This window comes from Mesorhizobium sp. M0771 (genome assembly GCF_040320155.1).
GTDB lineage: Bacteria > Pseudomonadota > Alphaproteobacteria > Rhizobiales > Rhizobiaceae > Mesorhizobium.
In genome coordinates this window covers 158,531-173,218 of the sequence record NZ_JAMYPC010000002.1, presented here as the reverse complement: position 1 = coordinate 173,218, position 14,688 = coordinate 158,531, and the positions used below count along the sequence as shown (strand labels likewise).

General features: G+C 63.7%; 13 protein-coding genes. 5 read left to right on the top strand and 8 right to left on the bottom strand.

Annotated features, from left to right (window positions below):
* Positions 1-69: 69 nt before the first annotated feature.
* Positions 70-501 carry a TerB family tellurite resistance protein gene (locus NKI05_RS04355; RefSeq protein ID WP_023688142.1) on the bottom strand — a complete coding sequence of 144 codons (432 nt, stop codon included), beginning with the start codon at positions 499-501 and terminating at the stop codon, positions 70-72.
* Between the two features lie 196 nt (positions 502-697).
* Here NKI05_RS04355 and NKI05_RS04350 point away from each other — a divergent pair, with 196 nt between their 5' ends.
* Together NKI05_RS04350 and NKI05_RS04345 are read left to right on the top strand one after the other, a co-directional pair.
* On the top strand, positions 698-1,483 hold the full coding sequence (locus NKI05_RS04350) for a TSUP family transporter (protein WP_352792194.1): 786 nt from the start codon (positions 698-700) through the stop codon (positions 1,481-1,483).
* Between the two features lie 52 nt (positions 1,484-1,535).
* Positions 1,536-1,706 carry a hypothetical protein gene (locus NKI05_RS04345; protein ID WP_023670429.1) on the top strand — a complete coding sequence of 57 codons (171 nt, stop codon included), beginning with the start codon at positions 1,536-1,538 and terminating at the stop codon, positions 1,704-1,706.
* 148 nt (positions 1,707-1,854) lie between these two features.
* On the opposite strand, the gene NKI05_RS04340 is transcribed toward NKI05_RS04345, so the two are convergent.
* Together NKI05_RS04340 and NKI05_RS04335 are read right to left on the bottom strand one after the other, a co-directional pair.
* A complete protein-coding gene (locus NKI05_RS04340) occupies positions 1,855-3,330 on the bottom strand; it encodes a cobyric acid synthase (protein WP_352792193.1) in 1,476 nt (491 codons plus the stop codon).
* Between the two features lie 2 nt (positions 3,331-3,332).
* Complete coding sequence (locus NKI05_RS04335) at positions 3,333-3,941, bottom strand: dimethylsulfonioproprionate lyase family protein (RefSeq protein WP_023815484.1); 609 nt, start codon at positions 3,939-3,941, stop codon at positions 3,333-3,335.
* A gap of 149 nt (positions 3,942-4,090) precedes the next feature.
* Between NKI05_RS04335 and NKI05_RS04330 the strand changes: the two genes are divergently transcribed.
* Together NKI05_RS04330 and mmsB are read left to right on the top strand one after the other, a co-directional pair.
* Positions 4,091-5,257: an isobutyryl-CoA dehydrogenase gene (locus NKI05_RS04330; RefSeq protein WP_023815485.1), complete on the top strand. Its 1,167-nt coding sequence runs from the start codon at positions 4,091-4,093 to the stop codon at positions 5,255-5,257.
* Between the two features lie 24 nt (positions 5,258-5,281).
* Positions 5,282-6,166 (top strand): 3-hydroxyisobutyrate dehydrogenase, encoded by an 885-nt coding sequence (gene mmsB, locus NKI05_RS04325; protein ID WP_023815486.1) that lies wholly within the window; start codon positions 5,282-5,284, stop codon positions 6,164-6,166.
* 426 nt (positions 6,167-6,592) lie between these two features.
* Here the strand turns inward: mmsB and NKI05_RS04320 are convergent, their stop codons facing one another.
* The 5 genes from NKI05_RS04320 to NKI05_RS04300 form a co-directional block, all read right to left on the bottom strand.
* Positions 6,593-7,972, bottom strand: coding sequence for an aspartate aminotransferase family protein (locus NKI05_RS04320; protein ID WP_023670423.1), 1,380 nt, complete (start codon positions 7,970-7,972; stop codon positions 6,593-6,595).
* Positions 7,973-8,024: 52 nt separating this feature from the next.
* On the bottom strand, positions 8,025-8,147 hold the full coding sequence (locus NKI05_RS04315) for a hypothetical protein (protein WP_023670422.1): 123 nt from the start codon (positions 8,145-8,147) through the stop codon (positions 8,025-8,027).
* A 32-nt stretch (positions 8,148-8,179) separates the two neighbouring features.
* Complete coding sequence (locus NKI05_RS04310) at positions 8,180-10,237, bottom strand: prolyl oligopeptidase family serine peptidase (protein WP_155929648.1); 2,058 nt, start codon at positions 10,235-10,237, stop codon at positions 8,180-8,182.
* A 110-nt stretch (positions 10,238-10,347) separates the two neighbouring features.
* The gene (locus tag NKI05_RS04305; RefSeq protein ID WP_502898754.1) at positions 10,348-11,508 is read right to left on the bottom strand and encodes an MFS transporter; all 1,161 of its coding nucleotides are present in this window, start codon (positions 11,506-11,508) and stop codon (positions 10,348-10,350) included.
* Positions 11,509-11,615: 107 nt separating this feature from the next.
* On the bottom strand, positions 11,616-12,812 hold the full coding sequence (locus NKI05_RS04300; RefSeq protein WP_352792192.1) for an MFS transporter: 1,197 nt from the start codon (positions 12,810-12,812) through the stop codon (positions 11,616-11,618).
* Positions 12,813-13,084: 272 nt separating this feature from the next.
* Between NKI05_RS04300 and NKI05_RS04295 the strand changes: the two genes are divergently transcribed.
* Positions 13,085-14,662, top strand: a complete 1,578-nt coding sequence (locus NKI05_RS04295; protein WP_023815488.1) for a trimethylamine methyltransferase family protein — start codon at positions 13,085-13,087, stop codon at positions 14,660-14,662.
* Positions 14,663-14,688 lie beyond the last annotated feature (26 nt).

The following is a 14,688-nucleotide window of genomic DNA, read 5'->3' as shown; positions in this document are numbered from 1 at the left end:
AGGTCACAAACGCTGGGACGCTGCGAAGCAGCGGGGACCCGGCTGGGCGGCCGTTGCCCCTGGTCTGCCTCACTCCTCCGGCTTCACCACATCGACCGGGCTGATGTCGAGCAAATCGAGCGTGCGGCGCAACAGCCGCACTTCGCTCTCGGCCAGTTTGGAATCGGCTTTGGCGATCTCCGCCATGTGGAGCGCCAGCAACTTGCGCCGTTCGACATCGAGATCGCGGAACAGCGCAATGGCTTGCGAACCGTTGGTCTCGTAGCCGAAATCATTGAGATATTCGATGACCGCGTCGATGCTGGTTTCCGGGATGCCGAAGGCGTCCTTGCAGATGCGCCGGAAGGCGACCATCTCGCTCTCCGAAACCGAGCCGTCGGCCAGGATCATGCGAAACAGCATCAAGAGCTCCGCCGACAGCACAGGGTCGTCGGCAACCTTGCGCACGCCGGGGTCACCATCGAAGATCGAGCGTATCTGGTCGAGCAATGCCATCGCCAACAGTGTCCCTTTCCCGAGCCCGCCCAGCGCACATGACCCAAAACTGCGCAGCGGTACTGAGATAATGACATGCACCACAGGAAATCCAAGCGCAACGCGCTTGGATGGACGTAGCGCGGAATCGGCCTTGCGCAAACCGGATGGCCATGAGAAGGCGCGGCACCACCTTTCCCGCCGGAATGTTCAGAAAATCCCGATGCTCGACCTCGCCACCCAGACCGTCATCATGCTTGCCTTGGCCGCTTTTGCAGCCGGCTTTGTCGATTCGATAGCCGGCGGCGGCGGGCTGATCACCATCCCGGCCCTGCTGCTTGCCGGCTTCCCGCCGGTCGCAGCACTTGGAACCAACAAGCTGCAGGGCATTTTCGGCACCGCTTCGGCGACCATCCACTACGCCATGAATGGCCATGTCGATCTGCGCCGACAGCTGCCATCGGCGCTTCTGGCCCTTGCCGGCAGTGCCGTCGGCGCCTTGCTGGCGGCATTCGTGCCGGGTGATCTCCTGCGAGCGCTGCTGCCGCTGCTTTTGATCGCCATCGCGATCTACTTCGCCGTGAAACCCAACATGAACGATGTCGACCGCGCCGAGCGCCTGTCGCACTTCCTGTTCGGGCTGGTCATCGCCCCTTTGGTCGGCTTCTATGACGGGCTGTTCGGGCCGGGAGCCGGCTCCTTCTATATGCTGGCCTTCGTCAGCCTTGCCGGCTTCGGCGTGCTCAAGGCGACGGCACACACCAAGCTGCTCAATTTCGCCTTCAACATTGGCGGCTTCATCGTCTTTGCCGTCGCCGGCGTCGTCTACTGGAAGATCGGGCTGATGATGGGCGTCGCCCAGTTCCTCGGCGCCCGGCTCGGCGCCAGCCTTGCCATCCGCATCGGCGCCCGGCTGATCAAGCCGCTGCTGGTGATCATCTGCCTGTCGCTGGCGGTGAAGCTGCTGGCCGACCCGGCGAACCCATTGCGCCAGCTGATTGGTGTATAAGCCTCACGCCTGATAGAGTGCCGTTGTACGAATCATGTTGGAGGGACCACACATGAATCTTAGTGCACCCACTCAGCTTGTTTTCATCATATCCCTAGTTATCGCCATCATCGGCGTGCTCGCCGCGCTTGGCGTTCTTGCGTTCATTCCTCTGGCTGCGGTGTGGATTGTCCTCATCGCATACATCGTGCTTGCCGCCGCCTGCCTGATGCGCGGCGCCTAGGCACCCGCGACTTCTGCATTCGAAGCGCCCGGTCAAAGCCGGGCGCTTTTGCTTTGGATGCATGGTCTGTTAGGCTCTTCCGCGCGGAAGGATGACCATGAAGCAAAGCGGACGCGCAGACCCGAGGATGACGAAACGATGGGCGGCCCTACCTCGCTAACCCAAAAATCGCATCGCAATCGAGATGGCGCTCCAGTTCGGCTGCGATCTCGTCCAGAGCGTTTTCCACGTCCGCCCGATAGTCGACGCCGCCGCCTTTCACGCCGAGGCTTTCCAGGAATCTCGCCCGGAAAGCGTCGGCGGAAAACAGGCCGTGCAGATAGCTGCCAAAAACCTTGCCATCGGCGGAAATGGCACCGTCGTCGATGCCGTTGATCACAGCCGACGGCCGCGCCATGTCCGGCCCGGTGGTGCGGCCGAGATGGATTTCGTAGCCCTCGAGCGCCAAGCCGAACGGCACCGAGCGCGCGCTGACATTGCGCACCGTCTTTTCCGGTTCCATCACCGTCTCGATGTCGAGCAGACCAAGACCTTCCGCCTCGGTGACGCTGCCCTCGATGCCATCGGGATCGCGCACCAGGCGGCCGAGCATCTGGAAACCGCCGCAAATGCCGACGATATGGCCGCCGCGTTTGCGGTGCGCGAGGAGATCGCGATCCCAGCCATTCTCGCGGAATTTCATGAGATCCCCGATCGTCGATTTGGAACCGGGAATGACCACCAGGCCGGCATCCTCCGGCAAGCGCTGCCCTGGCGGCACGAACACCACTTCGACCTGCGGCTCGGCCTTGAGCGGGTCGAGGTCGTCGAAATTGGCGATGCGGCCAAGCATCGGCACGGCGACCTTCAACGCCCGCTTCTCGCCCGATGCCAGGCGTTCGAGCACGACCGAATCCTCCGAAGGCAATCGCGCCGCCGCCTTCAGCCACGGCACGACGCCAAAGCAGCGCCAGCCGGTGAAGCTTTCGATCGACCGGATGCCGTCGTCGAACAGCGAGACATCGCCGCGGAACTTATTGATGAGGTAGCCGACGATCATGCGCCTGTCTTCCTCCGGCAGGATCAGATGCGTGCCGGCGACCGAAGCGATGACGCCACCGCGGTCGATGTCGCCGACCAGAATCACCGGCACGTCGGCGCGTGTGGCAAAGCCCATATTGGCGATGTCGCGGCTGCGCAGGTTGATTTCGGCCGGCGATCCGGCGCCCTCGACGACGACCAGATCGGCGCCCTCACCGACCTTCGTCCAGGACTCCAGCACGGCGTCCATCAGCCCCGCTTTCATTGTCTGGTAGTCGCGCGCTCGCGCCTCGCCGAACACCTTGCCTTGCACGATCACCTGCGAACCGATGTCGCTCTGGGGTTTGAGCAGCACCGGATTCATATGCACGGTCGGCTGAACACCACACGCCAGCGCTTGCAGCCATTGCCCACGGCCAATCTCGCCGCCGCCGGGGCGGTCGTCGCCCGGAATGTCGGCGACGGCGGCATTGTTCGACATGTTCTGCGGCTTGAACGGCCTGACTTTCAGCCCGCGACTCCTGGCCGCGCGGCAGAGCCCCGCCACCAGCACCGTCTTGCCGACATCCGAACCCGTGCCTTGCAGCATGATCGCCTTGGCCATGCTCAGCCCCTGCCCTGCGCGCCGGAAACGGTCGACTTCTGCGACAGCGGCCCGCCGCGCCAGATGTAGAGCGCCAGCAACGGTTCGCTGCCGGTGCGCATGGCATGGCTGACATTGGAGGCGTGATGGATAATTTCGCCCGCCTGGCGGATGTGAAAGCCGCCCTCGCCCATGCGCCATTCGGTGCCGCCGGTCAGCGGAATGTAGATCTCCTCGGCAATGTGATGATGGTCGGGATAGGTGATGCCGGGTCCCAGGATCAGCAATCCGGCCGCGACCTCTTCATTGGCGAAATGGCCGCGCGTGCCAAACACCTCCAGCCAGCCGTATTTTTGCAAGAACGCTTCACCAAAATCGCTCGCGTTGTAGGTCTGCCCCCAGCACAGATCGTCACGACGCTCCGCCAGCAGTTGCACCAGAGGCTGCGGGTCCGGCGGCGCCAGTTCGACAATGCGGTCGAGCAGACCAAGGCAAGGCAGCGGATGCGCTTCGAGCACGCGCGCCGTCATATTCCAGCCGATCCGGGTCACGGCGTCCCGCACCAGCGCGTTATCCACGCCCCGGAGATAGGCATGGAAGCGGTCGAGCAATTCGTCGAAATGTGTCGGCACGCAATGCTCCGTTGATCCATTCATGCACAGCGGCTGCGCGGCGAGCCGGGTTGCGCGGCGGCATCATTGGTCTAGATTGAGCGGCGCGCAAAGCCAAAAACAACAGGCCAGCAAGCCAACCCCAGCTGGGGAAACACAGGGAGCACGCCATGGACGCCGCGGTCGATGCGAGCACCAGTCAGTTCGAACTCAATGAGGAGCAGCGCGCCATCCAGGAGATGGCACAGGCCTTCGCCGCCGATCGCGTTGCGCCCAATGCGCTCGAATGGGACCGGGCAAGACACTTTCCCGCCGATGTAATCCGCGAGACCGGCCCGCTTGGCCTTGGCGGCATCTATGTCAGGGACGATGTCGGCGGCTCGGCGCTCGGCCGGCTCGACGCCGTGCTGATCTTCGAGGCACTGTCGCACGCCGATCCGGCGTTTTCCTCCTTCATCTCTATCCACAATATGGCGGCGTCGATGATCGACCGCTTCGGCGACGACGAGCAGCGCCAACGCTTCCTGCCGAAGCTGACCTCGATGGAATGGCTGGCGAGCTACTGCCTGACCGAGCCGGGCTCAGGCTCGGATGCCGCGGCGCTGAAGACGCGCGCGGTGAAGAGCGGCGACGACTATGTGCTTAACGGCGCCAAGCAGTTCATCTCCGGGGCCGGCGACAGCGACCTCTATGTCGTCATGGCGCGCACCGGCGCCGACGGGCCGAAAGGCATTTCCACCTTCGTCGTGCCGAAGGATGCGCCCGGCCTGTCCTTCGGCGCCAACGAGCACAAGATGGGCTGGCATATGCAGTCGACCCGCCAGGTGATCTTCGAGGACTGCAAGGTGCCGGCCGCAAACCTGCTGTCGGGCGAAGGCGCCGGTTTCGGCATCGCAATGGCCGGGCTTGATGGCGGCCGCCTCAACATCGCTGCCTGTTCGCTCGGCGGCGCGCAATCTGCGCTCGACAAGGCGCTGTCCTATACCGCCGAGCGCAAGGCTTTCGGCTCGAAGATCAACCAGTTCCAGGCGCTGCAGTTCAGGTTGGCCGACATGGAGACCGAATTGCAGGCAGCGCGGATCTTTCTCTACGCCGCCGCCTCGAAACTCGACCGCAAGGCGTCGGATGCCGGCAAATGGTCGGCCATGGCCAAGCGCTTCGTCACCGACATCGGCTTCAACGTCGCCAACGAGGCGCTGCAGCTGCATGGCGGTTATGGCTATCTTCATGATTACGGTATCGAAAAACTGGTGCGCGACCTGCGCGTCCACCAGATCCTCGAAGGCACCAACGAGATCATGCGCGTCATCATCGCGCGGGCGTTGATTGGCCGCTGAAGCCAGCAAGACCAGGAGAGAACAATGACGACGATCGCCTTCATCGGCTTGGGTAATATGGGCAATCCGATGGCTGCCAATCTCGTCAAGGCGGGGCACGCGGTGCACGGCTTTGACCTGATGCCGGAAAACCTCACCGTCGCCCGCGAGCATGGCGTCATTGTCATGGCGAATGCCGTGGCGGCGGTGAAGGACGCCGATGTCGTGATCACCATGCTTCCCGCCGGCAAGCACGTGCTCTCGGTCTACGAGGACATCGCACTCAAGGCCAAACCAGGCGCCCTGTTCATTGATTCCTCGACCATCGATGTCGAGTCGGCCCGCAAGGCGCATGCCGTAGCAAGGAAGCACGGGCTGCATTCGATCGACGCCCCCGTCTCCGGCGGCACCGGCGGTGCTGCTGCGGGAACGCTGACCTTCATGGCCGGCGGCGCCAAGGATGCCTTCGCCAAGGCCGAACCGGTCCTGAAGCCGATGGCAGGCCGCATCGTCCATTGCGGTGACGACGGCGCCGGTCAGGCAGCCAAAATCTGCAATAACATGATGCTCGGCATTTCGATGATCGGCGTCGCAGAGGCCTTCGTGCTGGCCGAAAAGCTCGGCCTCTCGCATCAGGCCCTGTTCGACGTTGCCTCGACCTCGTCGGGCCAGTGCTGGTCGCTGACCACCTATTGCCCGGTGCCGGGTCCCGTGCCGGCCTCACCCGCCAACCGCGACTACAAACCGGGCTTTGCCGCAGCACTCATGCTGAAGGACCTGAAACTGGCGCAGGAGGCGGCCCAAAGCGCCGGCGCGGTGACGCCAATGGGGGCCGAAGCGGCCCAGCTTTATGCGCTGTTCAACGCCCAGGGAAATGGCGGATCGGATTTTTCCGGCATCATAAATTTCCTTCGCGGCAGTTCTCTATAAGTTTCGAATTTGGCAGCGCTTTTCTCGATTTTTATTGCGCGGAAAAATTGCAAATTTAGATTTGCTTAAGCTCTCGATAACCCGGCGGTAACGATGTGCCTATATATAACGGATGGCGAGGCGGACATATCGCATCCGCCCGGCGCTCCGGATCAGGTCTCGCGTACCGGAGCCCGTAAGTTTCGCAAGTGTATTGTTGGCGAAATGCCATGCGTATCTGGCAAAGCCGCGTTCCTATGGAGCGCGGTTTTTGCGTTTTGCAGTACTATACTGCTCGGTCTGAATTATTATTCCGATTGCAGCGTTCGGAATTGCCTCATGGCCTTTATTGACCAGCACGATCGGTGCGCTGACCCCGTCGACCTGACGATAAGCAGGCGCACAGTCCGGGCGCCCTGTTTGCAAGGCGCCCGGCGCTCGTTCCATCTACTTCTTGCGCAAATCCGCTTGCGCCAGATCCAGCGCTTTGGCGATGCGATCGCAAGCCATGTCGATCGTCGCGCGGGTCCAGATCAGCGGCGGCGACAGGATCATCGTGTCGCCGGTGGCGCGCAGCATAAGGCCTTGCGCGATGGCGTGGTCGCGGACGGTGACGGCGGCACTGCCCGCCGGCAGGAAGCGCTCCTTGGTCGCCTTGTCCTTGACGATCTCGATCGCGCCCATCAGCCCGATCGATCGCACCTCGCCGACCAGTTCGTGGCCGGCAATGCGCTCTTGCAGCGCCTGGGCGAAGTAAGGTCCGGTGTCGTTCCTGACCCTGTCGACCAAGCCTTCGCGCTCCATGATCTCGAGATTCTTCAGCGCCACCGCGCAGGCCACCGGGTGACCCGAATAGGTATAGCCGTGGTAGAATTCGCCGCCCTTTTCGACCAGCGTCGCCGCGATACGGTCGCCGACCAGCAGCGCCGACAGCGGCTGATAGCCCGAGGTCAGTGCCTTGGCCGTGGTGATGGTGTCAGCCTCGACGCCGAAGGTCTGCGCCGCAAACCATTCGCCGGTGCGGCCATAGCCGGTGATGACCTCGTCCAGCATCAAAAGCACATCGTATTTGCGGCAGATGCGCTGCACTTCCGGCCAATAGCTCATCGGCGGTATTTTCACCCCGCCCGCGCCCATCACCGGCTCGCCGATGAAGGCCGCCACCTTGTCGGCACCGGCTTCGAGGATGGCGTCCTCGACGGCCTTGGCCGCGCGCAGGCCGAAATCATGGTCGCTTTCGCCGGGCAGCGCCAACTCATAAGCATAGGGCATCATGACATGGACGATGTTGGGAACCGCCCCGCCGAGCTGCTTGTGCATCAAATCCATGCCGCCCAGCGACGTCCCGGCGACGGTCGAGCCGTGATAGGCCGACTTGCGCGAGATGATGCGGTTCTTCTCCGGCTTGCCTTCCAGCACCCAATAGTGGCGCACGAGCCGCAGCGCCGTGTCGTTGGCCTCCGAGCCGGAGGAGCCGTAGAAAACCTGGCTGATGCCCTTGGGCGCCAGCTCGGCCAGCTTCTTCGACAGCAGCACGGGCGTCGGCGTCGAGCATTTGAAGAAGGAATTGTAGTAGGGCAATTCCTTCATCTGCGCGTAAGCGGCGTCCGCCAGCTCGTCGCGGCCATAGCCGACATTGACGCACCACAGCCCGGCCATGCCGTCGAGTATTTCGGTGCCGTCGGCATCGTAGATGAACGGGCCGTTGGCGTGGGTGATGATGCGCGAGCCGGTCTCGCGCAATTCCTTGTGGTCGGTGAAGGGATGCAGATGATGCGCGGCGTCAATCTGCTGAAGCTGCTTCAGCGAATAGTTCTGGTAAGTCATGGGTTTGCTCTTTCCTCTGGAATCAAACCGGCAAGCTGCCGGGGCGACTTCGTCAGAGGACGGCGGGCGGCGAATAGCCGATGCGGGCGCACAGCCTGAGCAGTTCGGCGCGCAGCGTGCGCGGCGACGGTGTCACCGCGACCCCGAAGGCGCCGGATGTGCTCATGTAGACCATGGCGGCAGTCTATGCCGCCCGAGGCCCGGAATTCAAGCGGTGCCGCTCAATACCCTTTGCAGGAACACGTATTTCATGGCGGTTTGCGCCGCTTGCGGCCGGCGGTCGCCGCGCCCGCCATGGCCGCCTTCCGTCTCCTCGAAGAACAACGTCTTGCCGTGACCTGCTTCCTGCAGCTTCGCGGCCATCTTGCGGGCATGGCCGGGATGGACGCGGTCGTCGGCGGTCGATGTCGTGAGCAGCACCGGGGGATAGTCGGCATCGGCCGAGACATGATGGTACGGCGAATAGGCGGCGAGCCACTTGGCTTCTTCCGGTTTTGCCGGATCGCCATATTCGCCGATCCACGAGGCGCCTGGCGGCAGTTCGGTGTAGCGCAGCATGTCGAGCAGCGGCACCTCGATGATGACGGCGCCGAACAGTTCGGGATGCTGCGTCAGGGAAACGCCGGTAAGCAGGCCGCCATTCGAGCCGCCCTGGATGCCGAGGGAAGCAGCCGTGGCTATGCCGCGCCTGACGACGTCCTCAGCCACCGCGGCGAAATCGTCGAAGGCAGTCTGGCGATTGCCCTTCAGCGCGGCCTGATGCCAGGCCGGCCCGAACTCGCCGCCACCGCGGACGCAGGCCTGCACATAGGCGTTGCCCTTTTCCAGCCACAGCCTGCCGCGCACGCCGGCATAGCCGGGCAGCAGCGGTATTTCGAAGCCGCCATAGCCGTAGAGCAGCGTCGGCACCGGACCCTTCTGGTCGCGCCGCCTGACGACGAAATACGGGACCATTGTGCCGTCCTTCGAGCGCGCCTCGAACTGTTCGGAGACCAGCGGCGCGGCGTCGAACCGAGCCGGCTGCGATTTCACGGTGGCCAGCGTCGCCCCGTTATCATCCGACCAGATGATCGAACTCGGCGTCAGGAAATCGGTGAAGGAGAAGGAGACGCTGGAACCGAAATGCTCAGCATGCGCGATGCCGACATTGCCGTTCTCGGGCAGCGCCACCGGCTTCAGCGACCAGCGGTCGCCGCTGCGCTCGGCGACAACGACCTTGCCGCGCACATTGTCCATCAGATTGATGAACAGCCGGTCCTGAGTGCGGGCAATGCCGGCGACCGAAACACGGTGCGCTGGCGCGAGCATGGTTTCAACAGGGCCCAGGTCGCCGGTGTCCATCCAGTGTTCGAAATCGAAGGAATAGAGGCCGTCCGGCAAGCACTCAGTGCCGCCCGGCGCCGTCCATGGGCTGCGCACCCCGAACACGAACCGGCCCTTGAACAGCGCGGTGTCGGTGACATCGTCCGGCAGCGGGATGCGCCGGTTTTCGCCCGACGGCAGGCGCAGAAAACTGTGCGAGGAGAAGAAGGCGATCGTGCGGGCCAGAAACAAATACTGCCTGTCGCCATCATGCTCGACCCCCGCGCCGGCCGCGAGATCCTGCTTCTCGGCCTCGAAGATCGGCGTCGCCTCCTCCAACCGGGTGCCGCGCTTCCACAGCTTGACGACGCGCGGATAACCGGACTGGGTCTTGTCGTCTTCATTGAAGGCAGCCGAGACAATGACCGTGTCCTTGTCCAGCCAGGAAAAGCCGGATTTCGAGGCGGGAGCGCGGAAGCCGCCCTCGATGAATGATTTGGTCTCGATGTCGAATTCGCGCATCTCGCTGGCATCGCCGCCATCCGGCGACATCGCCACCAGGCAAAGGTTGAAATCGGGGTAAAGGCGGCTGGCGCCGCTGAACACCCACTTCACCCCCTCCTTGGCCGACAGCACGTCGAAGTCGATGATCGTCTCCCACACAGGCTTCTCGGTCTTGTAGGAAGCAACCGTCGTGCGGCGCCAGAGGCCGAGCACATTGGTCTTGTCCTGCCAGAAATTATAGACTTGGCCGTTGAGCGCGGCACCGGCCGCAATGTTGTCCTCGGCCGTCATCAGGTCGAGCGCCGTCTCGAAGGCCGCCTGGTAGGACGGATCGCCCTGTAGTTCGGCCACGGTGATCTCGTTCTGGCGATGCACCCAGTCGAGCGATTCCTTGCTGGTCCGGTCCTCCAGCCAGAGGAACTTGTCCTCCGCGGTGGCATCCGTCTGGCGTTTTGTCATCGATTGGGTCACGCATGGTCTCCAGGCTAGTGGCGGGCAGCCCTGCCTACATCGCGTTGCAAGCGGTTTTATTCAAGATGGTGACGTCAGGTCATCGGGGGAATGCGGCCTCAAACCATCCGCCGGCGCAGGACCGTGGCCACCGCCAGTGCCAGACAAATCGTGCCCAGCGTGATCGGCAGGCCGGAGGCGCCGATCACATCCATGACGCCACCCGCCAGCGGCGGCACCACGATGCCGCCGATGCCCCACATCAGGGAGAAGGCGGCATTGCCGGCGACCAGCGCCGAGCCGGTAAAGCGCTCGCCGAGCTCGATGATCGACATGGTGTAGATGCCATAGGAGACCGCGCCCCAGATAAAGACGCAAGGCCAGATCAACGGCGTCTCGATCAGCAGCGGCAGCAGCACGCAGCCCAGCACAGTCACCACGACGCAGACGAATCGCACCAGCCGCGCCGTCAGCCGTTCCGCCAGCAAGCCGAGCGGCACCTGCATGGCGATGTTGCCTGCGATCATCACCGACAGCAGCGCCGACATGCGCGCTTCCGCGATGCCATACTGCGTGCCGTAGACCGGCAGCAGCGCCAGCACGCCCTGTTCGAAACCGGCGGCAACGACCACCGCCGACAGCAGTAGCCATGCCAGTGGCACGAAGCCCATGACCGAAACCCGGCGCCCAGCTTCGTCGACCTTCGGCAGTCGCGGCAGCACCAGCGCGAGGCAGGCGCCGCAGAAGATGAAGGCGGCGATCCCCACCAGGAATGGCGGCCATCCCACGGTGCCGACAGCGAGCAGGCAGAGCGGCCCGGCAGCGAAGCCGGCCGAGATGATGGTTGAATAGACACCCATGACGCGACCGCGGCGCGATGGCGGCGCCAGTGCAATGACCCAGATTTCGCTCAAGACATAGAGCGGATTGGTCACCACCCCGATCAGGAAGCGCAGCGGAAACCACAGATAGACATTCTGCGTCCACCCGATCAGCGCCAGAACGATCGCCGAAAGCGCCGCGCAGGTAAGCGCGGTGCGCCCTGCCCCGAACCGGCGCGCCAGTGCCGGGATCAGCGGCGACGAGACAATGAAGCCGATCGGCGTCATTGCCGCCGAGAGCCCGATGATGGCCGGCGAAACGCCTTGGCGTTGCAGGATGAAGCTCAGCAGCGGATAGGACAGGCCTTGCGCGATGGCGAACACCGAGACGGTCGCGATCACGCCGCTGATCGCCGCCCACTGCATCTTCTCGTTGTCAGCTTCCGCCAGGTTCATCATTGGGACCTAAACCAGGTTCAGGACTAGCTTTTCTGTCCGACGCGGGTAAGCCCCGCCCCGGGAAAAACCGTTTGCTCCAGACAAGGCCTGTCAGGAGTTTTGGGCCGTCAGGAGTTTTGGCGCTTGAACGATCGATAGAGCGCGAAGCTCACCAGCAGCGCGTCGAGGCCGGCGATCACCACCGGCAGGCCGAGCGGACCGATGGTTTGCATCAAGGCACCGGCGCCAGGCGGGCCGACAATGCCGCCGGCGCCCCACATCAATGCGAAGGCGGCGTTGCCGGCGACCAGCACGGTTCCCCTGAAGCGGCTGCCGAGCTCCACCAGCGCCATGGTGTAGACGCCGTAGCCGACAGCGCCCATGACGAGAAGGACGAGCCAGATCGCCGGCGTCGTGATCAGCAACGGCAGCAAAACCGCGCAGGTCGTTGTCGCCAACGCACAGAAGATGATCATCGCCCGCCCGCCGAAACGCTCGGCCAGCAGGCCGAGCGGGATTTGCAGGAAGATGTTTCCCAGCGACAGTGCCATCACCAGGGCCGCCAGCGTCCTTTCGGGCAGGCCATAGGCGGCACCGAAGACCGGCATCAAAGCGTAGGTGCCCTGCTGGACCGCCGCTGAAACCAGCACGGCAAACAACAGCGCCGGCGCCAGCCTGGCGAAACCGAAAAAGCCGCCGGGCAATTGGCCGTCATCCTCGAAGCCGGCGAGGCTTGACGAAACAGCACGAAGGATCGCGGCGCACAGGATGAAGCCGGCCATGCCGACCAGGAAAGGAACCCAGCCCGATATCCCTACCGCGGTCAGGACCAAAGGCCCCGCAGCATAGCCAGCGCCCAGCACGGTGTTGAATGCCCCCATCACCCTGCCGCGGCGCGACGGCGGCGCCAGCGACAGCGCCCATACTTCGCCCAGTATATAGAGCGGGTTGATGACGATACCGATGATGAAGCGGATGACGAACCAGCCCACCCAGTCCTGCAGGTAGCCGATGCCGAGGAAGCACAGCGCCCCAATCAATGAGCAACCCACAGCCAGGTTGCGCGCGCCGACCAGCCGAACGGCTGCCGGCACGAACGAGGCCGAAAGGATCAGGCCAAGCGGCATCATCGCTGCCGACAAGCCGATCAGCGCCGGCGACAAGCCGATCAGCGCCGGCGACATGCCTTGCTTCTGCATCAGCAGCGTAAACAGCGGCGAGCTCAGCCCTTGCGCCGCACCGAACATCGCGAGGGCGGCAGTTACGCCGGCAAGCGCCGCCCATTGCGTCCCCGCTTCGCCATCGCTCGAACCGGTCGCAGCCATGATGCCTTCCACATGAATTGCCGGCCCGATCCAGCGGCAAACCATTGAGCTAGCGGTTCGATTTAGGGAAAGGAAGGGCCGCGCCTGAAATCCCCTTGCGCCAAGAGCCGCAGTGGGCGCGTCCTGTCCGCCAATCCCCGGCAAGGTTGTCAACTATCGGACTGCCGTTCGGGCATGTCGCTTCCCTCGTCCTAGTGGTCGCCGCCTCCGCAATGGCCGGACAGCCGCCGGTCCATTATGCCGCCCGCTACCAGCATCGTACGAGGACCATCATGACCGCCGCCCTGCATCCAGCCGAACCGCCTTTGGCAGCCGACCGTGCCCGTCGCGGTGGCCGTGCGGGCAAGCGCGCCGGCGGCTCGGCCGCCTTCGAACAGCCGGCTTTTCGACAACTGAGAAATCCGCTGACGCCGACCAAGCTGATCTCGGACGACGAGCTGGAATCGATCCACCTCGCCTCGCTGCGCGTCTTGAGGGAAATAGGCGTCGACGTGCTGCATGACGAAGCGCGCCGCATCATGAAGGAAAATGGCGCTGATGTCCGCGAGGGCAGCGAGCGCGTGCGCTTCGACAGCGACATGATCCTCGATCTCATCTCCAACTGCCCGTCGGAATTCACGCTCCATGCCCGCAACCCGGCGCACAATGTGCGCTTCGGCGGCAACAATGTGATCCTGTCGATGATGGCGTCGGCACCGAACTGCTCCGACCTCGATCGCGGCCGCCGTCCGGGCAACCAGCAGGACTACCGCAACTTCCTGCGCCTGGCGCAGATGCACAACATCCTGAACTGCACCGGCGGTTATCCGGTCGAGCCGACCGACATCCATCCTTCCGTGCGCCACCTCGAATGCATCCGCGACCTCGCCACGCTGACCGACAAGGTGTTCCACATCTATTCGCTCGGCAAGGAGCGCAATGTCGACGGCATCGAGATCGCCAGGATCGCCCGCGGCATCAGCCATGAGCAGATGCTCGAAGAGCCGTCCGTCTTCACCATCATCAACACCAATTCGCCGCTGAAACTGGATGTGCCGATGATGGAAGGCATCATCCAGATGTCGAGCAAGGGTCAGGTCGTCGTCATCACGCCCTTCACCCTGTCCGGCGCGATGGCGCCGGTGACCATCGCCGGTGCGCTGGTGCAGCAAAATGCCGAGGCGCTGTCCGGCATCGCCTTTGCCCAGATGGTGAGAAAGGGCGCGCCGGTTGGCTATGGCGGCTTCACCTCGAATGTCGACATGAAGTCGGGCTCGCCGGCCTTCGGCACGCCTGAATATATGAAGGCGCAGCTTGTCGGCGGCCAGCTTGCCCGCCGTTACAAGATCCCCTACCGCACCTCCAATACCTGCGCCGCCAACACCGTCGACGCGCAGGCAGCCTATGAAAGTGTGTTCTCGCTGTGGGGCGCCATCCAGGGCGGCGGCAATCTGATGATGCACGGCGCCGGCTGGCTCGAAGGCGGCCTGCGCTGTTCCTACGAGAAGACCATGCTGGACATCGACCTGTTGCAGATGGTGGCCGAGTTCCTCACCCCGCTCGACCTGTCCGACGAAGCGCTCGGCTTCGACGCCATCCAGTCGGTCGGCCCCGGCGGCCATTTCTTCGGCACCCAGCACACGCAGGACCGCTACAAGACAGCCTTCTACTCGCCCATCCTCTCCGACTGGCGCAATTTCGAGACCTGGGCCGAAGCCGGATCGCCGACCGCGCTGGAAAAGGCCAACAAGGTCTGGAAGGAGCGGCTGGCATCCTACGAGGAACCCTATATGGACCCGGCGATCCGTGAAGAGCTCAACGACTTCGTCGAAAAGCGCACGGCCGAAGGCGGCGCGCCGACCGATTTTTGATCGGCAAGCAACTGGCGGCATCCTGC